Raw genomic sequence first — 17786 nt, 5'->3', positions numbered from 1 at the left:
GCGGCTCTCCCGAGAATCAGCCGTAGAGGCGGACCACGCGGGTCTCCCGACCCTTGCGCAGTGTGACGGCGGTCTCTGAAATTTCACTTATCCGCCAACCGTCCCCGAACCTGTGTCCGACAGCCATGCGGGTGATTTGCGGCGTCGGCGAGGCGGAATCACGGACGAGGGCGTGCAGGCGGCCCGTCGCCGGGTCCGTCTCGACGCCCGCCAGCAGGCTCTTGAACACCACCGCCACGTCGGGCGGGGGCGGCGGGGGGGGCGGAACATAGACGGGCGGCGGCGGCGGCGGCGGAGGCGGGGGGTCGGATTTCAGCGTCCGCAGGAACCGCACGGCCGCGGCCGCCGTCTCGCCGGGGCGCAGCATCTCGGCCCTCTGACCGCCCATGCCGCGCGTCACGGCGGGGGGATCTTCCGGCAGGCCCGGGAAGGCCATGCCCAACAGGAAGGCGATCACGGGAATGGCGAACAGGAAGGGCAGGAACCGCATCAGGCGCCGCCCTGCGTGGCCGCTGCATCGACGATTCGCACCGGCACGGCCACGCCGATCCGCACCCGGCCCAGCGGCTGGAAGGCCATGGCGGCGGCCAGCACCTCGGGCGGAATGCCCGCATTGGCGGCCGGCGGCGGCGTGGTTTCGTACTGGAAGCTGGTGATGCGGAACCCCTCGGGCCAGGCCGCGATCGCGTCCAGGAAGGTGAAGACCGGGGTCCAGCGCAGATCGGCCTGGACCTCGCCCTCGACCCATTGAGTGGCGCCCAGGGTCTCGATCTCGGGCCGGGTGGTGATCTGGGCATTGACCAACTGGGCGCGGCCGACGGCTTCAAACAGCCGCCGCTCCAGCAGCACCTGGGCCGTGGCGGGGTTGGAGGCCTCGAAGCCCCAACCGCGCATGTCCTCGAATACGGCGCGGTCCAGCGGATCGGCCGCCGCGCGCCGCGCGGCGCTCAGGGTCAGCCGCGCCGCCGCCCGTTCGGTCACCGCGTCGACATAGCGTTCCGAAGCCTCGGCCCGCTGGTCCATGGCCAGGATCGGCGCATAGAGAAGAACCCCCAGCGCCAAGGCGCCTAGCAACAGACGCTCGCGCGGCGTCGTCCGCTGGAGGCGGACGATCAGGGCGCGACTGCGCACGGCCCATGCCGTTCTCACGTTCGCCAGGACAGCTCTCAAATCCGCTCCATGCGCCGCACGCCCTCGCGCCGCGTTTCGTTTTTTCTTCGACCGCCCAGCAGGGCTGGGCTATAGCAACCGACAAAGGTTCGTAACAGATTTACCAAGGCAGACCTTGACGTTCCGTCTCCAAAACCGCCTCCGTGGACAGGTCCGACGCGTTCGTCGCGACGGCTTCAGCCTGCTCGAAATCCTTGTCGTGCTGGCCATCATCGCCCTGATCGCGGCGGTTGTGGGACCACGTCTGTTCGCCCAGTTGGACCGCTCCAAGACGACCACGGCTCGCATTCAGGCCAAGGCCGTGGCCGCGGGTCTGGACACCATGCGCATCGACATCGGCCGCTTGCCGACCCAGCAAGAGGGGCTGAACCTGTTGATCCAGGGCGATCCGGCCGCCGTGCCGGGTTGGCAGGGTCCCTATATGGAGACGTTGCCGTCCGATCCCTGGGGACGTCCCTATGTCTATGTCGCTCCGGCCGAAACGACCGGGGCCACGCCGTCGGGCGGCGGCGCGGCGCGCGTGCTCAGCTACGGCGCGGACGGACAGGAAGGCGGCACGGGCGTCAACGCCGATGTCAGCTCGGACCAGGCCCGTTAAGGCGCGGCGGCCGCGCCGCCCCGGCTTTTCCCTGATCGAGATCCTGGTCGTTCTGGCCATCTTCGCCCTGGCGGCGGCGGTGATCATGCCCTCGACGTCGCGGATGCTGGACCAGGCCACGGCCCACGCCGTCTTCTTCGAATTCCAACGTCAGGTCTCGGACCTGCGGCGCGAGGCCAACCGCACCGGCGAGGCCATCCGCCTGGTCGATCCGGCCGCGACGCCGAGCGAGGGCGAACGCACCGTCATCCTGCGCGAACCGTGGCGCTATACGCTGGCGCCGTCGCTGGACATCGCGCCGGGCGGGTCCTGTTCGTCGACGACGGCCAATCTGTTGAAGGGCGATCAGGTGATCATGACCCTGAGGGCGCAGGACGCCGACTGCCGCTTCATCCGCCAGGCGACAACGGCGGCGCGGCCTCCCGCACCTTCGCCTCGATGATCAGGCGTTGGCCCGCCGCGTCGGTGCGCGGCTGGACGTCGAAGAAATAGCCCGACTCCTCGAATTCGGCGACCAGGTCATCGGCGATCTTCACCGCATCATAGGGCAGGGTGACCGTCACCACGTCTTCCTGGGCGTCCAAAGCCAGGGGCGTCAGGTCGTGGATGGCGATGATGCCGATGGCCGCGCCCGTCGCGGTCAGAGGGCTGGTCCGACCCTCGATCTCGCGGAACGAGGCCAGCCTGCGACGTTCGCCTTCCAGCGCCATCGTATCGGCCTGACGAGGGGTCGCGGCCTGGATTTCAGCGATCTCCGCCTCGACCTTGTCCGCTTCGGCATCGGTCTGCACCGTCTGACCCAGCGCCAGGGCGAAGACGCTGGCCGAGACCAGGGCCAGGCCGCCCAGGCCCAGGCCGATCGCCTGTTCGCGCGTGATCTCGGCCCGCGCCAGAGAAAAGGCTTCTCCCGCCAGATCTATCGGCAGGGTCTCGGCCGGAGGCGCCGTCCGGGGCGGTTCGACGCGCGCATCGCGCTGGGTGCGGGCGAAGGCGGTCCAGGCCGCCTCATCGTATTTCGTCAGTCGCCAGGCCGAGGCGCGTAAGGCCCCGTCGCGCCAGTGCTGGGCCTCATAGCCGCGCTCCAGCTTGACGATCCGCCAGTCGCGCCCGGTCGGCTGGGCCAGGGTCTCGGGCCGCAGCGCCACATTCCCGCGCCCGGCGACCATCGGCGCGATCCGCGCCAGATCCCACCACCAGACGCCGAAATCATCACCAGCCTTCACCAGGGCCGCGCCGCCCGCGACATAGGGCGAGGCCGTGCGCGCATGCAGCCGCGCCGCCTGGCGTCGCCGGTTCTTGGGCAGGCCCGCAGTCTCGAACAGGGCGAAGGCGCACAGGTCGCGCGCCAGCAGCACCACCGGCCGCCGGAACACCCGCCCCAGAAAGGCGCCGGAATGCACCGCCTCCAGGGCGCCGTCGGCCCTCAGCCGGTCAATGCGGGGCGTAAGGAAATCGAGTCGCATTCGTCGTATCCGCCGCGGCCCGCCGGGGCGCTTCCATCAGTTCGGTCTGCTTGATCCACAGCGGCTGCACAAGCCCGCCGGGGGTCAGCACGATCATGCCGCGCCAGGTCCAGGCCGAACGCCCGTCCCGGATCTCGTACACGATCCGCCCCCCCGGAAAGACGTACAGCCGCTCCGGGTCGTCGACATAGGTTGAACCCACCGTCTGAAGAAATTCCTCCAGCGACTGAAAGGGCGTCGTTTCGCGTCGGCGTATGGCGGTCTCGGCCTGGGCCGGGCCGATGTCGAACATCACCTCCAGCGCGGCGGCCGGGGCGGTGTTGACGTTGAAGGCGGTCATGGCCGGTTCGATCACCAGGGCCTGGCGCACGGCGTTCCAGCGCCGAGGGTCCACGCCGTCACGTACGCCCTTCATCGCCAGCCATTCGCTGGGACGCAGCATGGGCCGGTCGGCCGGGCCGCCCGCGACGCCGTAGTCGCGCCGTTCGGCCCCGTTCAGGGTCCGCAGATCGTCGGGATCGATATAGTCCAGGTACAGGGGATAGACCGTCTGGGCCGTCGCGGGCGGCAGCCCCAGACGCGCCGCCAGCCGCTGGTGCACCGTTTCCGTCGTCCGCGCCAGGTTGATCAGGCCCGAGGCGTCCTGGATCGACACCGTCAACGGCCCTTGCAGGTCCATCAGATAGGGCCGCCCGTCCAGACGGACCTCGGCGGTCGGCAGGCCCGAGACGACGGGTTCCTCTATGGACGGCCCGGCGATGTCGTTGGCGTTGCGCGGCGCGCCGGTCAGGACGGCGTTGGTGCGGAACGGCTCGGTCGACAGCATATAGGCCAGGGTCGCCTCGGCGGTCATGGCCCGTTGGAGGAACCGCACGCGCGAGCGGGCCGAGGCGGCTTCGGCCTGAAGGCTGGACAGGGCCGTGATGGCCACCAGGAAGATGATAGTCACGACGCCGGTCACCGCCAGAACGGCGGGCAGGGCGAAACCGGGCCGCCTGGGTTCAGAACACGCCATCGGACCCCGCCCTGATCCAGGTCTCGGGCTGACCCGAGGACGCCAGCTCCACGACATCCAATCCCGGCGTCGACACCCGCACCCACAGGTTCACCGGCAGCAGGGGACCCTCTCCGCGCGGCGCGGGCGTATTGGCGTAGGCGGGCGACCATTGCAGTCCGTCGGTCGAATAGCTGAAGCCCGCCTGTCCCGGCGACAGGGTCATCAGGCGCGTGCGCGGCCGATCGCCGGCCTGGCACGTCAGCACCCGTTCGCCGCCCTGGACCGCGATCTCCAGCACCAGCCGCCCGGTCCAGCCTTGCGGCGCACACTGGGTGGCGCGCTCCATCACCACCTCGGCTTCCAGCCTCTGGGCCTGGCCGTCCATCGGCCGGTCGATGTCGGGCAAGAAGGTCGTGGGCGGACGCAGGGCGATGCTGCGAACGGTGGCGCGCACGTCGCCGACCGCCATGTCGCGATCCGCCGCGGCCATGGCGCCACGCCCCAGCTTGAACCCCGTGTCGCCCGCCTTGGTCCCGATCGAGAAGATGACGGCCAGCGCCAAGCCCCCGACGGCCAGCACCACCAGGGCTTCGATCAGTGAAAATCCGGCGCGACGCGAGCGGGACATGGGCCTGTTCTAGCGTCTCGCTTGCGGCCGAACAAAGGCCCGGATTTCATGCTGAAACGCGGCTTCGCTTGGCGTCACGGCGCCGCGCTGGTATTTCTGAAGCCTGATCGGGGAGCACACCGCGTCTTGAAGGCCTCTTTTCGGACAGTCGCAGCGGCGGGCGCCGTCTGCCTTCTGGGCGTGGCCGGTCTGGCCGGCGCGGCCCAGTCGGCGCGTCTGCGTCCGACCGCCCAGCCGGTGGTCGAGGCGGTCGCGGCGGTCCCGGTCGAAACCGATGCGGATCGTCGCGCCCGGCTGAACGCCCGCCTCCAACAGATGATTCACGACGGCAAGGGCGGCCGCCTGGTCGATCCCGTCCGCCGCGCCGCACCCCGCGCCGCGCCGCGTCCACGTCTTCGCCCGGTCGCGAGCCAGGTTTCGGCCCCGCCGTCGCGCGACGAGCCGATGGGAACCGTGGCGCCGCCGTCGGCCGATCCCTTCGCCCGGCCCAGCACCAATCGCGACGGCCGCTATGTCGCCCCGCGTCTGGACTTGGTCACCGCGCCGCGCATTCCCGACAACGACATCGAATGCCTGACCCAGGCCGTCTATTACGAGGCCCGCAACGAGAGCGAGGAAGGCCAGGCGGCGGTGGCCCAGGTGGTGATGAACCGCTCGCGTCACGGGGCCTATCCCAAGTCGGTCTGCGCCGTGGTCTATCAGCGCAACAGCCGCACCTGCCAGTTCACCTTCACCTGCGACGGCTCCATCGGCCGGGGGCGGGTCAATCTGACCGCCTGGCGCCGCGCCGAACGCATCGCGCGCGAAGTTCATGACGGCCGCTCCTCGATCCAACTGCCGAAAAGCTCGGTCAACTATCACGCCGACTATGTGCGCCCTTCATGGGGCCGTCGGCTGGAGCGGGTGCGCCAGATCGGGGCGCACATCTTCTATGGCGCGCCGCTGAACGGCGCGAACCCCGGCGCTAACGAGGCGGCTTCGCCCGCGCGGCCCGGCAACGGCTTGATCTGGGTGCGCAACGACGCGCTGGACCGCGCCTACGCCCTCGTCAGCGGCCAGGCCGCCCAGCCCGCGTCGGCGCAGACCGCCGAAGGCGGCGCCTGATCCCTCGCGCGATTCCGACATGAGCCTGGGCGTCACCCTGATCCGCGCGCGGCGCTTCGCCGACGGCCGAGGCTGGTTCGAGGAAAGCTTCTCGTCCGCCCGCCTGGCCGCCCTGGGCCTGGACCACGACTTCGTTCAGGACAATCTGTCCCTGTCGCGGGCGCCCGGCACGGTGCGCGGCCTGCATTTCCAGCGTCCGCCCCATGCCCAGGCCAAACTGGTGCGCTGCGTCACCGGTGCGGTTCAAGACGTGGTCGTGGACTTGCGCGACGGTTCGCCGACCCTGGGCCAGGCCCTGATGATCCGCCTGGACGCCGAGACGGGCGATCAGCTCTATGTTCCCGCCGGTTTCGCCCACGGCTTCATCACCCTGAGCGCCGATACCCGCGTCGCCTACAAGGTCTCCGCCCCCTATGCGCCCCAGGCCGAGGGCGGCCTGGCCTGGAACGATCCGGCCCTGGGCCTGGACGGGTTCCAGGTCGATGGGGCGGTTCTGTCCGACCGCGACCGGGCCTGGCCCTCGCTGGCCCAGGTCGGCGCGCCCTTCGCCTATGACGGACGGCCCATGGCGCTGGAGACGGCGTCGTGAGCGGCCCGGTCCTGGTCACGGGGGCGGCGGGCTTCATCGGCTCGTCCCTGACGCGGGTGCTGTTGGACGCCGGTCGTCCGGTCGTGGCCTTCGACAAGCTGACCTATGCGGGCCATCGCGCGTCCCTGGCCGCGTGCGAAGGCCGACCCGGCTATGTCTTCGTCCAGGGCGACATCGCCGACGAGACCGCCGTGGCCCGCGTCTTCGCCGAGCATCGGCCCTCGGCGGTGATGAATCTGGCGGCCGAAAGCCACGTCGACCGCTCTATCGACGCGCCCGCCGCCTTCGTCGACACCAATGTGGTCGGAACCCTGGTCCTGCTCCAGGCCGCGCGGCGGGGGCTGGAGACGCTGGAAGCGTCGGATCGCGCCGCCTTCCGTTTCCTGCACGTCTCGACCGACGAAGTCTTCGGCGCCCTGGGTCCCGACGGCCGTTTCGACGAGACCACGGCCTATGATCCCCGTTCACCCTATGCGGCGTCCAAGGCGGCGTCGGACCATCTGGTCCGGGCCTGGGGCCACACCTTCGGCCTGCCGGTGCTGCTGACCAATTGCTCCAACAACTACGGCCCGCGTCAGCATCCCGAGAAGCTGATTCCGCTGACGATCCTGCGTGCTCTGGCCGGTCAGCCCTTGCCGGTTTACGGCGATGGGCTGCAGGTGCGGGACTGGCTGCACGTCAGGGATCACGCCCGCGCCCTGGTGCAGGTGCTGGACCGGGGCGCGATCGGCCGCACCTATGCGGTGGGCGGCGAGGCCGAGCGCACCAATCTGCAGGTGGTTCATGCGATCTGCGCGGCGCTGGACGTCCAGTCGCCGCGCGCCGACGGCCGACCGCACGCGGCGGCCCTCGAACACGTCGCGGATCGACCAGGCCATGATCGCCGCTACGCCATCGACCCCTCGCGCATCCGTGACGAGCTGGGCTGGCGGCCCGAGACCGATTTCGAGACCGGCCTGGGCGAGACGGTGCGCTGGTATCTGGACAACGGCGACTGGTGGCGGCCCATCGCCGCGGACGGGGCGGCGACGCGCCGTCTCGGCCTGGGCTAGGTCTGGGTTTCCAGCTCCAGCTTGGGCGCCGGATCGGGCAGGCGTTCGACCGTGCAGTCCAGGAACTCCAGCACGCCCTGGAACAGGGGCTGGGTCACGCTGACCCGCAGCAGGGCCGGGCCGGGAACGTCCCACAGTCGTTCCAGCGACACCGTATAGAAGCCCGGCTCCTCGATGACCTCGGACACGGAGACCAGATCGTTGGCGCCGTCATGGCCGACGCCCCAGAAGATGCCCCATTCAAACTTCAGCGGCGCGTCGCGTCCCTCGGGGTTGATCGCCATGCGCACGGTCGCGCGCCAATGTCCGGGCGGCAGCCACAGATGCCCGCCGTGCAACAACATGCGGGCGCGGCCCGTCAGGTCGATGCGTGACGGCCCGCCGTCCTCTTCCCCATTGGCGGGAAAGGAGAACTGCTCCGGTCCCCAGACCGACTTGGCCCCGACCCGCACCGGCAGGCCGTCGTACAACGTCAGCAACGGCGCCAGCGGTCCCGGCGCATCGGCCGGAATCTCGCATCGCCGGGGCGAGACCAGGCCCAGTTTCGGCAGGCTCAAGGCCATGGCGGGCTGGCCCAGGACCGCCGCCCCGCGTTCGGCCAACCAGGCGGCGCTGACCAGGCGGTGGCTGGCGTACAGCAGCGACTGTCCGGCGGGCGGATATTCATGGAAGGTGGCGCTGTAGGCGGTCAGGGCCGCCGCCGAGGTGTCGGCCAGGATGACCCAGTCGCGCGGCTCCTGCTCCATCACCTTGAGATCGGGGATGTGGTCGGCGATCAGGATGTCGGCCGTGTCCGCCCCCCAACGGCCGACCGTCAGTCCCTTGGCCGCAGCCGTCTCGCGGATGCCGTCTTCCCAGGGACCCTCGCGCAACGACGGCGTGAACAGGATGTGCAGCGGTCGGTCGCTCATGCGGCGCGCAGCCAGGTGTAGATGTCCACGGCCTCGGCCACGTCGTTGAACAGCTTGGCCTTGCCGCTCTCGATGATCAGGGCGCGGTCGCAGTAGGACGAGATCAAATGGGTGTCGTGCGACGCCATGATGAAGGCGCGGTCGCCCCGCGCCTGGAACAGCTCTTCCTGGCATTTCTGCTGAAAGCGGGCGTCGCCCACCGCCACCAGTTCGTCGATCAGATAGCAGTCGAACTCGATCGCCAGCGACAGGCCGAAGGCCAGGCGCGCCCGCATGCCCGACGAATAGTGTTTCACCGGCAGCTTCAACGAGGCGCCCAGTTCGGCGAAGTCGTCGACCCGCTCCAGCGTGCTCGCATAATCCTTTTGGTACAGGCGTGACAGGAAGCGGACGTTGTCCAGGCCGGACAGGCTGCCCTGGAAGCCGCCGCCGAAGCCGATCGGCCAGGACGACGACATGGCCCAGCGGATGCGGCCCTCGGACACCGGCAGCACGCCGCCCAGCATCTTGATGAAGGTCGACTTGCCCTGGCCGTTGCGGCCCAGGATGGCCAGTCGGCCCGAACGTTCCAGTTCCAGGTTCAGGGCCGAGAACAGGGGCTGGCTGCGACCGTGATAGGTCTTGCCCAGGTTCTCGACACGCAGCCCGATGTCGTCGGACGCCGGCTCCATCAGTCCTGCCTGTGCTCGCGGATGCCGGCCCAGATCAGCCAGCCCACGCCGTAGATCAGCAGGCAGGTGGCCAAGACCGTCAGCAGCGCCAGCCAGCGGCGCGGCTCCATCGCCTCGTCCGGCAGGCTCGGATCGACGATGCGGTCCAGATACAGCTTCTGGCGGCGCGCCTCCTGTTCGGCCGTGGTCAGGGCGGCGGTGGCGGCAGCCAGTTGCTTGTCGGCGACCTCGCGGTTCAAGACCAGGTCCTCATAGGCGCCGATCTTGGGCGCCAGGGACCCCTGGGCGCCGGCCATGTTGGCGCGCTCGATGTTGATCTGGCGCTGGAAGGCGGCGATGCGCGCGTCCAGCAGCGGCAGTTGCGGACTGTTCGGCGCCTCGGACGCCAACTGCGCCCGCTCGGCGCGCAGGCGCGCGACCGTGGTCATCAGGTCGCCGATCATCTGCAGGCCTTCATTGGCCGTGCGCGCCGGGTCGATGATGCGCTCGCGATTGCGGAAGGCGGTCAGTTGCTGCTGCGCCGAGGCCAGACGCGCCTGCGCCTCTTGGCGCGACCGTTCGGCGTCGCGAACGGCGTCGACGGCGGCGCGGGCGTTCATCCGGTTGATCAACTGTTCGCCGCCGACCAGCAATTGATCGGCGACGGCCTGGGCGTCGCGGGCGCGATAGGCCTCGACGCGCAGGGTCGAAATGCCGGTGGTGGCGTCATAGCCGACGGTCACGAACCGTTGCAGACCCTTGTGCAGCCCCTCCGTGGTGCGGCTTTCGCCCAGGCGCGGGTATTTCGAGAAGATGTCGGCGCCCGCCGGGCCGAAGATCGCCGGCAAGTCGAAACGCTGTTGCAGATCGGTCACCGCGCTGCGCGACCGGATGTACTCATGCACGGCGAAGGCGTCGGTCTGGGCGCTCGAAATGCCGACGCCCTGCAAGGCGATGCCCAGCCCGGAAGGCTGGCTCTGGCTCGGCGCCCGCACCAGGAACCGCGCCTCCGACACATACAGCGGACTGGCGATCAGCAGGAAATAGATCGCCGCCAGCAAGGTCGGCAGCACGACCACGATCAGGAACGGCAGCGGCAGCCGCTGCATCCAGCCGGGCCGCGGCCGGTCGAAGGTCAGGGCCTTGGGCAGGGGGCCGAGATAGTTCAGCTTGGAATCAGTCATTTCGCTTCAGCCGACGGGGGCAGATGGGGACGGTTCAAGGGATCACTCGACATCGACGCGATCCCGTGCGCCGTAGATCAGGGCCATGCCCAGAATGTTGAATACAGCGGCCCACGCCAGGGCGTAAGGCGCGTCGTAATAGGTCGGGGTGAACTCGCCGAACACGCCCGCCCGCAACATCTCCACCGCATGGGGGAAGGGCACGTACAGGTAGGCTTCGCGGTAGGCGGGCGGCAACCAGCTCACCATGATGAAAACGCCCGACAAGGGAATGAGGAGATAGGAGAGGATCGGCACGACCCGTTCCATCACCTCGTACCGCATCGACAATCCGGCCATGATCAGGGCGAACCCCATGCCCATCCAGGCCAGCAGCAACCAGCCCGAATATAGAAGCAGCAAATCATGCGGCGGCCCGATCTGCCGCAGGGCCATCAGGGCCGCATAGACGACGATGAAGGCGCACGTCGCGCCCATGACCTCCAGCACATTGCGCGCCAGAAAGAGCTGCAGGATGGCGATCTGCCGATGGTGCATCAGGCCGATGTTTGCCTGAAGCGCGCCCATGCTCAGGCCGATCTGGTTACGGATCAGCAGCAGGCACATATAGCCGGTCATGATGAAGGGGGCGATCCGAACCCCGTGCTCATAGGCTGGCTTGGTCAGGGTCCACAGCAGGATCACGCCGACGCAGAACACCAGCGGCTCGCCGATCAGCCAGGCGAAGCCCAGGCCCTGGCGGCCGAACCGCGTCGCCAGTTCGCGCATCATCAGGGCGCCGATGATCCGCGCCTGATCGGCGAAGAAGACGGCGCTGGATCGAATGGCGTTCATGAACGAGGAACCGGCGCCCCAGCACGGCGAATGAGACTGGTGGCCGAGCCTGTCGGGCGTCGTTCGGCGACGCTCTCAGCCAGGATCGGCCATCGGCCGCGACCATAGACGCACCCCTCGCAGTTGCAAGCGGCCAAGCCGACGAACGGCGTCAGTCGAACAGGGCCTGGAAGTCTGCCTGGGCGGTCTCGAAGTCGGGTGGGCGACCGATGTCCAGCCAGTATTCGTGGATCGGAAAGGCCCCCACCGTGCGCCGCTCGGCCGCCAGCCCCGCCAGCAGCTCGGGCATGTCGTACGGACCCTCGCGCGGGATGCGGCCCAGCACGCCGGGGTCCAGGCAATAGATCCCGGCGTTGGCCAGCCACCGGAATGTCGGCTTCTCGCGTAGAGTCAGCAGGCGCGGCCCGTCCGTTTCGGCCACGCCGTGCGGCGACTGGAAGGAGTGCTCGCGCACGCACAGGGTCGCCTCGGCCTTCAGGTCGGAATGGAAGTCGATCAGGTCGCTGAAATTGACGCGGGTCAGGACGTCGCCGTTCATCACCAGCAACGGCGCCTGGATCGGCTCGTTCAACAGCGACAGGGCGCCCGCCGTGCCGCGCGGATGATCCTCGCGCAGATAGCGGATCTCGGCGCCCATGGCCGCGCCGTCGCCGAAATGGTCCTCGATCACCTCGGCCAGATAGTTGACCGCCAGGCGGAAGCGGCCGAACCCCTGGGCCTGCAACCGCTCGATGATGGTCTCCAGCAGCGGGCGGCCCGCCACCTTCAGCATCGGCTTGGGGCAGGTCTGGGTCAGGGGGGCCAGCCGCGCGCCGCGCCCGCCGGCCATGATGACCACCAGATTGTCGCGCGCCGAGGCCGCGCCGACCGCGTCGGGATACAGGCCCACGACCCGCCCGCGCGCATCGACGACGGGGGCCAGAGACACCCCGCGCTCCTCCAGCCGCGCCAGGGCGGTCAGGTCCGACGATCCGACCGTCAGGGCCACCGGGTCGGGGTTCATCACCTCGCGGACCGGCGCGTCCATCGGCAGCCGCCGCATCAGGCCCCGGCGGATGTCGCCGTCGGTCAGGGCGCCCAGCAGCCGTCGTTCGTCATCGACCACCAACAGCAGTTTGCGCCGCGCCGCGTCCATCTGGGCGACGGCTTCCAGGATCGGCGTCTCCGGCCCGATCAGATTGGCGCCGAGATCGCCGGGCCGGGTCACACCGCATACTCCTCGGGGCGATACAGGTGCGGGTTCGCGCGGATGAAATCGACCGTCCGGCGCAGACCCTCCTCGACCGACACCTGGGGCGCCCAACCCAGCAGGGCGCGGGCCTTGGCCGCGTCGGCGATCAGCCGCTCGACCTCGCTGGCGGCGGGGCGCATCCGCTCGGGATCGTGTTCGACCTGAACGGCGATCCCGGCCGCCTCGCCGATCATCCGGGGCAGGTCGCCGACCCGGATCTCGCGTCCGCCGCCGAAATGCAGGGTCTCGCCCTCGATCCCCGGAACCGTCGCCGCGCGCACAAAGGCGTCGGCCGTGTCGTCGACATAGACGAAGTCGCGCGTCGGCCGAGGGTCGCCCATCCTGACGATGCGCCCGGCCAGGGCCTGTATAGCCACCGCCGGGATCACCGCCCGCGCGCTCTGGCGCGGCCCGAAGGTGTTGAACGGCCGCAAGGTGACCACCGGCGTCCCGAACGACCGGTGATAACTTTCCGCCAGCTTGTCGCCGCCGATCTTGGAGGCGGAATAGGGCGACTGGCCCACCAGGGGATGGTCCTCGGTCATCGGAATAGTCTGGGCCGAGCCGTACACCTCGCTGGTCGAGGTGTGGACCAGCCGTCCGATCCCCAGCTCACGCGCCGCCTGAAGCACGTTCAGCGTGCCCAGGATGTTGGTCCGCACATAGCTTTCGGGCGCCAGATACGAATAGGGAATGGCGATCAGGGCGCCGAGATGCAGCACGATCTCACTGTCCCTGACCGCGTCGAACACGCTGTCGCGGTCGGCCAGATCGCCGCGCTTGACCTCGATCTGCTTGCGGATCGGCGACCGGTCCAGCCAGCCCGCCTCGCCGTCGGAGGTGTAGCGCACCAGGGCGCGAACCTCGGCCCCCGCCTCGACCAGGCGTTCGCACAGACGGCTGCCGATGAAGCCGCCCGCTCCGGTGACCAGCACCCGGCGACCCGTCAGCTCAACGCCCTTGCTTGCCATCCTCGGGCCGCCCCCTGATTCTCAGACGAATCGAGTCTATCAGTCACCGGGCGCGGAGGAACGGCTATGATCGACGGCGCGCGGGCCTTGGGCCTGATCCCGGCGCGGGCCGGGTCCGAACGGCTGAAGGGCAAGAACTCGCGCCTCTTCGCGGGTCGGCCGCTGATCGACTGGACCCTGGACGCGGCCCTGGCCAGCGATCTGCTGGAGACGGTTGCGGTGACGACCGACGATCCGACCGTCGCCGCCCTGGCCGCCGAGCACGGCGTGACGGTCATCGACCGTCCTGTCGAATTGGCGGGGTCGGACGCCTCGGTTTACGACGCCATCGCCCATGCTCTGGGGGTGTTGGGTCACGACTGGGACTATCTGGTCCTGCTGCAGCCGACCTCGCCGTTGCGCACGGCCGCCGATATCGACGGCGCCCTGGCGCTTTGTCACGCTTGGTCCGCGCCCGCCGTGGTCGGGGTCTCGCCGCCGTTGAAGCCGCCGGCCTTCCATCGCCGCCTGTCCAAGGACGTCATCGGCCCGGCCGGAGACCTCGACGACCTGGTGGTGATCAACGGCGCGGTCTATGTCGGACGCCCGGATCGTCTGCTGATCGACGGGCGTTTCGACGTCCCCGGCGCCCTGGCCTGGCGCATGCCGACGGATCGCGGATGGGACATCGACACCGCGCCGGAGTTCGCGGCGGCCGAGGCGGCGGCGAGGGCCTAACTCCGCCGACCCTGCCGGTCGGCGTCCACGAACGGCTTGCGCGCCAATCCGGTGAAGTCCGTGGCTTCCAGCACCGCCACGATCCGCTCGGCCGCCCGGCCGTCGCCGAAGGGCGGCGGGACCTGGGCCGCCTCGGCGCGGAAGGCGGGGCTTAGCGCCCGTCGCAGGGCCGCCGTGATCGCCTCCGGCGCCAGCGGCGCGTCGATCACGCCGGGCGGCCGCAACCGCCCCGCCTGGCGCTCGCCGACGTTGACGCACGGAACCCCGGCGATCGGCGCCTCGATCACTCCGCTGGACGAGTTTCCGGCCACGGCGTCGCAGGCCGTCAGGGCCGCCAGATATCGTCGCGCGCCCAATGAGGTCCGCGCCGTCGCCCAATCCGCGTTCGCCGCCGCCCAGGCTTCGATGCGGGTGCGGACGGTATCCGATCCGGCGTCGGTGTTGGGCAGGGTGATCAGGACCCTGCGTCCCTCGCGTCCCGCTGCCAGCCCGATCAGAAAGGCGTCGATCTGGGCGGCGGGCGACATCTCGCCCAGGGTCTCCGGGTGGAAGGTCGCCAGGATGAAGCCCGGCGACAGGTCCAGATCCAGCTCCGCCTCGACCTGCGCCCGCGTGCGGCGTCCGAAGGCTTTCAGATTGTCCGTCGCCGTCGAGCCGACGGTGAAGACGCGCTCGGGCGCCTCGCCCATCTGGATCAGGCGCTGACGATAGGGTTCGGCCGCCGTGAAATGCAGGGCCGCCAGTTTGGAGACCGCGTGTCGGATGGAATCGTCCACCGCCCCATGGGTCAGATGCCCGCCCTCCATATGAATCACGGGCAGGGCCAGGGGGACCGCCGCCGCCGCCGCCGCCAGCAGTTCGGTGCGGTCGCCCAGCATCAGGACCGCGTCCAGATCCAGCGCCGCGTACGCCTCGGCGCAGCCCTTCAGGGTCGCGGCCATGTCGGCGGCGATGTCGACCGGTCGGTCGGAGATCAGCGGAACCGGAACCCGCGCCGCGATCGCCACCCCCTCGGCCTGGATGTCGCTCACCGTCATCCCGTGCCGTTCCGACAGATGCGCGCCCGAGACGATCACCACCGGCTCCAACGTGCTGGAGGCTTCCAGCGCCGTGATCACGGGGCGCAGCAGGCCGAACTCGGCCCGTGTCGCGGTGAAGACGCCGATTCTGTTCATGACCGGATCGGCTCGTCGGCGGCGAAGTCGTGGGCCGCCGTCCGGCCCAGCAGCGACCAGTACAGGCCCGGCTCCAGCCCCGCGCCCGCCCGTTTGGCCGTCAAATTGTCGGGACTGAAGGCCTCTCCCGCCCGGATCGGACGCGCCGCGACCAGCACCCGGCGCGCCACGGCCATATTGGCGATCTCGGCGGGCTGGGGCTGTTTGACCGGCGAACCCAGCGCCGCGCCGACCCGCCGCACTCCGGCGACCAGGGCCGCCATCTCGTCCGGCTCCAGCGAGGCTCTATGGTCCGGTCCCTCCATGTCGCGCGACAGGGTCAGATGCTTTTCGATCACCTGGGCGCCGCGCGCGACGGCGGCCAGGGCGACGTCCATGCCCAGGGTGTGGTCCGAATAGCCGGGCCGCACGCCCAGGGCGGCATAGGCGTCCAGCACCCTCAGGTTCGCCTGATCGTGCGGGGCCGGATACTGGGTCGTGCACTGCATGACCACCGTCTGGGCCAGCACGGGCGCTGCCTCGGGCGCGTCCAGGGCGGCGTCGAAGGCCTCCAGCGACGGCGCCTCGCCGGCGCCGGCCAGGCGGGCGAAGGCCAGAACGCCCAGCGCCCGACGCACCTCGTCCATCGTCGCCATGCCGGTCGACAACAGAATCGGCCGCTCCAGCCGCGCCAGGTCCAGCAACAGGGGCAGGTTGGTCAGTTCGCCCGAACCGACCTTGATCCGCGCCATACCCAGCTCCTCGACCAGGAAACGCGCCGACGCCCGGTCGAAAGGCGTGGACAGGAAGGCGATTCCCGCGTCCTTGGCCGCGCGGGCGACGCGCCGCAGGGCCTGGGTCGGCAGGACCAGGGCCTCCAGCATGGCCTTCTGGCTCGCACCCGCGCCCGCTTGGGCCTGATAGACCGCTGTCGGAGCCGAGGCCGCCGTCAGGTCGTTTGGGTCAAAGGTCTGAAATTTCACGCAATCGGCGCCGGATTCGGCGGCGGCCTCGACCAAGGCCAAAGCCAGGTCCTCACGGCCGTTGTGGTTCACCCCGGCCTCGGCGACGACCTCACAGGTTGCGGGGGATTCGCTCATCGAGAGAAACTATCCGCGACCCGCGCGCCGCTCAACGGCCGTGCGCCGCCGCGATTTCGCCCCGATGCGGCCGAGGGTGTGTTTTTCTCGTGTAGCTTCAACGCCACGCTTCCAACTTATCGGCTTAATATGGCCGAGTTTGATGCTCGACCTCCCAGGGCAACGCTGTTATGAACCCGGTAGGCGGCGAGACCGCCGCATAGAATAATTATGGCTGCGGAGGGCTCATACCCATGCGAGTTAAAAGTTTGATCCTGGCTTCCAGCGCGGCGGCGGCTCTCGCCCTGTCGGCTGGCGCCGCTTCGGCTGAGCCTGATGGCTGGTACGGCGCGGTAGACGCCGGTTACCAGTTCATCGACGACGTCGAACTGGAGTCCCAGACCACGGGTGTGGCCTGGAACTGGGAAGTCAACGATGGTTGGGCCGCCTTCGCGCGCCTGGGCTATCGCTTCAACCCGAATTGGCGCGTCGAACTGGAAGGCGGCTATCGCTCGGGCGACATCGGCACGGTTCGCCGGGTCAACAACAACGTCCCGTCGGGCCTGTGCAACATCAATCCGGCGTCGGGTCCCTGCCATTCGCCGGACGGCGACCTGGACTCGGTCACCCTGATGGCCAACGTCCTCTATGACTTCGACTGGCAAGCCTTCGGCGTGCGTCCGTTCGTCGGTCTGGGCATGGGCGTGAACCGCGTCAACGGCGACGCGATCGGCACCCTGCGCGGCGCCCGCACCACCGGCTTCGCCATCGACGACCACTCGACCAAGTTCGCCGCTCAGGCGATCGCTGGTCTGGCCTGGGCCGTCGGCGACCGCACCAACATCGACCTGACCTACCGCTACATGACGAGCGACGTCGAACTCGACACCTCGACGTCGGGCGGTCAAGGCACGCTGGAAGGCGAATACACCGGTCACACCGTGACCCTGGGCCTGCGTTATGCGTTCGGCGCTGAAGAGGCTCCTCCGCCTCCGCCGCCGCCGCCTCCGCCGCCCCCGCCGCCTCCCCCGCCGCCGCCTCCCCCGCCGCCCCCGCCGCCGCCTCCGCCGGCTCCGGCCGCGCGTCAGTTCGTGGTCTATTTCGACTGGGATCGTTCGGACCTGACGGCCGAAGCCCGCTCGGTGGTGACCCAGGCGTCGAACTACGCCAAGTCGGGCCGTCCGACCCGCGTCCTGATCGTCGGTCACGCCGACACCTCGGGTTCCGCGGCCTATAACGTCGGCCTGTCGAACCGCCGCTCGCGCACCGTGGCCGACGCCATGGTCGCCAACGGCGTCAACGGCGGCGTCATCTCGCTGGAGGGCAAGGGCGAAACCCAGTTGGCCCGCGCCACCGCCGACGGCGTGCGCGAGCCTCTGAACCGCCGCGCCACCATCGACATCAACTTCTAAGTCCCGCGAAAGGCGGCCGGACACATCCGGCCGCCGATCCGG

General features: G+C 69.6%; 20 protein-coding genes. 7 read left to right on the top strand and 13 right to left on the bottom strand.

From position 1 onward, the window contains the following. Nucleotides 1–16: 16 nt before the first annotated feature. Nucleotides 17–490 (bottom strand): hypothetical protein, encoded by a 474-nt coding sequence (locus tag V7D63_RS09425; RefSeq protein WP_333592019.1) that lies wholly within the window; start codon nt 488–490, stop codon nt 17–19. After that, nucleotides 490–1131: a hypothetical protein gene (locus tag V7D63_RS09420; protein ID WP_333592018.1), complete on the bottom strand. Its 642-nt coding sequence runs from the start codon at nt 1129–1131 to the stop codon at nt 490–492. Before V7D63_RS09420 ends, V7D63_RS09425 begins: the two co-directional genes overlap by 1 nt. A 154-nt stretch (nt 1132–1285) precedes the next feature. Here V7D63_RS09420 and gspG point away from each other — a divergent pair, with 154 nt between their 5' ends. Both gspG and V7D63_RS09410 read left to right on the top strand, forming a co-directional pair. Then, nucleotides 1286–1768 carry a type II secretion system major pseudopilin GspG gene (gspG, locus tag V7D63_RS09415; RefSeq protein WP_333592017.1) on the top strand — a complete coding sequence of 161 codons (483 nt, stop codon included), beginning with the start codon at nt 1286–1288 and terminating at the stop codon, nt 1766–1768. Then, nucleotides 1743–2210, top strand: a complete 468-nt coding sequence (locus V7D63_RS09410) for a pilus assembly FimT family protein (protein WP_333592016.1) — start codon at nt 1743–1745, stop codon at nt 2208–2210. The genes gspG and V7D63_RS09410 overlap by 26 nt, the downstream gene beginning before the upstream one ends. Here V7D63_RS09410 and V7D63_RS09405 read toward each other — a convergent pair. From V7D63_RS09405 to V7D63_RS09395, 3 genes are read right to left on the bottom strand one after another with little or no spacing between them, the layout of a single operon-like run. Then, on the bottom strand, nt 2158–3231 hold the full coding sequence (locus tag V7D63_RS09405; RefSeq protein WP_333592015.1) for a hypothetical protein: 1074 nt from the start codon (nt 3229–3231) through the stop codon (nt 2158–2160). The two genes, V7D63_RS09410 and V7D63_RS09405, sit on opposite strands and share 53 nt — an antisense overlap. After that, nucleotides 3200–4246: a general secretion pathway protein GspK gene (locus V7D63_RS09400; RefSeq protein WP_333592014.1), complete on the bottom strand. Its 1047-nt coding sequence runs from the start codon at nt 4244–4246 to the stop codon at nt 3200–3202. Before V7D63_RS09400 ends, V7D63_RS09405 begins: the two co-directional genes overlap by 32 nt. After that, complete coding sequence (locus V7D63_RS09395) at nt 4233–4856, bottom strand: prepilin-type N-terminal cleavage/methylation domain-containing protein (RefSeq protein WP_333592013.1); 624 nt, start codon at nt 4854–4856, stop codon at nt 4233–4235. The genes V7D63_RS09400 and V7D63_RS09395 overlap by 14 nt, the downstream gene beginning before the upstream one ends. Nucleotides 4857–4982: 126 nt before the next feature. On the opposite strand from V7D63_RS09395, the gene V7D63_RS09390 reads away from it, so the two are divergent. Genes V7D63_RS09390 through rfbB form a run of 3 tightly spaced genes read left to right on the top strand, consistent with a single transcriptional unit; the run spans nt 4983 to nt 7601 of the window. Then, nucleotides 4983–5960: a cell wall hydrolase gene (locus V7D63_RS09390; RefSeq protein WP_333592012.1), complete on the top strand. Its 978-nt coding sequence runs from the start codon at nt 4983–4985 to the stop codon at nt 5958–5960. Between the two features lie 19 nt (nt 5961–5979). Next, nucleotides 5980–6549, top strand: a complete 570-nt coding sequence (rfbC, locus tag V7D63_RS09385) for a dTDP-4-dehydrorhamnose 3,5-epimerase (protein ID WP_333592011.1) — start codon at nt 5980–5982, stop codon at nt 6547–6549. Continuing rightward, nucleotides 6546–7601, top strand: a complete 1056-nt coding sequence (gene rfbB, locus V7D63_RS09380; protein ID WP_333592010.1) for a dTDP-glucose 4,6-dehydratase — start codon at nt 6546–6548, stop codon at nt 7599–7601. The genes rfbC and rfbB overlap by 4 nt, the downstream gene beginning before the upstream one ends. Here rfbB and V7D63_RS09375 read toward each other — a convergent pair. From V7D63_RS09375 to V7D63_RS09350, 6 genes are all read right to left on the bottom strand, one after another. Further along, nucleotides 7598–8512, bottom strand: coding sequence for a hypothetical protein (locus tag V7D63_RS09375; RefSeq protein ID WP_333592009.1), 915 nt, complete (start codon nt 8510–8512; stop codon nt 7598–7600). The genes rfbB and V7D63_RS09375 overlap by 4 nt on opposite strands. After that, the gene (locus V7D63_RS09370; protein ID WP_333592008.1) at nt 8509–9183 is read right to left on the bottom strand and encodes an ABC transporter ATP-binding protein; all 675 of its coding nucleotides are present in this window, start codon (nt 9181–9183) and stop codon (nt 8509–8511) included. Before V7D63_RS09370 ends, V7D63_RS09375 begins: the two co-directional genes overlap by 4 nt. Continuing rightward, the gene (locus tag V7D63_RS09365; protein ID WP_333592007.1) at nt 9183–10346 is read right to left on the bottom strand and encodes a chain-length determining protein; all 1164 of its coding nucleotides are present in this window, start codon (nt 10344–10346) and stop codon (nt 9183–9185) included. Before V7D63_RS09365 ends, V7D63_RS09370 begins: the two co-directional genes overlap by 1 nt. A 42-nt stretch (nt 10347–10388) precedes the next feature. Further along, entirely contained in the window at nt 10389–11180 is a 792-nt protein-coding gene (locus V7D63_RS09360) for an ABC transporter permease (protein ID WP_333592006.1), read from the bottom strand. A gap of 151 nt (nt 11181–11331) precedes the next feature. Further along, on the bottom strand, nt 11332–12387 hold the full coding sequence (locus V7D63_RS09355; RefSeq protein WP_333592005.1) for a nucleotidyltransferase family protein: 1056 nt from the start codon (nt 12385–12387) through the stop codon (nt 11332–11334). Next, a complete protein-coding gene (locus V7D63_RS09350; protein WP_333592004.1) occupies nt 12384–13382 on the bottom strand; it encodes a GDP-mannose 4,6-dehydratase in 999 nt (332 codons plus the stop codon). The genes V7D63_RS09355 and V7D63_RS09350 overlap by 4 nt, the downstream gene beginning before the upstream one ends. A 66-nt stretch (nt 13383–13448) precedes the next feature. Here V7D63_RS09350 and V7D63_RS09345 point away from each other — a divergent pair, with 66 nt between their 5' ends. Next, nucleotides 13449–14099, top strand: a complete 651-nt coding sequence (locus tag V7D63_RS09345; RefSeq protein ID WP_333592003.1) for an acylneuraminate cytidylyltransferase family protein — start codon at nt 13449–13451, stop codon at nt 14097–14099. Here V7D63_RS09345 and neuC read toward each other — a convergent pair. Together neuC and V7D63_RS09335 are read right to left on the bottom strand one after the other, a co-directional pair. Continuing rightward, nucleotides 14096–15274 carry a UDP-N-acetylglucosamine 2-epimerase gene (gene neuC, locus V7D63_RS09340; protein ID WP_333592002.1) on the bottom strand — a complete coding sequence of 393 codons (1179 nt, stop codon included), beginning with the start codon at nt 15272–15274 and terminating at the stop codon, nt 14096–14098. The genes V7D63_RS09345 and neuC overlap by 4 nt on opposite strands. Then, complete coding sequence (locus V7D63_RS09335) at nt 15271–16353, bottom strand: N-acetylneuraminate synthase family protein (RefSeq protein ID WP_333592001.1); 1083 nt, start codon at nt 16351–16353, stop codon at nt 15271–15273. Before V7D63_RS09335 ends, neuC begins: the two co-directional genes overlap by 4 nt. A gap of 233 nt (nt 16354–16586) precedes the next feature. Between V7D63_RS09335 and V7D63_RS09330 the strand changes: the two genes are divergently transcribed. Next, the gene (locus V7D63_RS09330) at nt 16587–17744 is read left to right on the top strand and encodes an OmpA family protein (protein ID WP_333592000.1); all 1158 of its coding nucleotides are present in this window, start codon (nt 16587–16589) and stop codon (nt 17742–17744) included. The last annotated feature ends 42 nt before the right edge of the window (nt 17745–17786 follow it).

The organism is Brevundimonas sp., from assembly GCF_036732845.1.
Taxonomy (GTDB): domain Bacteria; phylum Pseudomonadota; class Alphaproteobacteria; order Caulobacterales; family Caulobacteraceae; genus Brevundimonas.
This window is presented reverse-complemented; position numbering and strand designations above follow the sequence as displayed.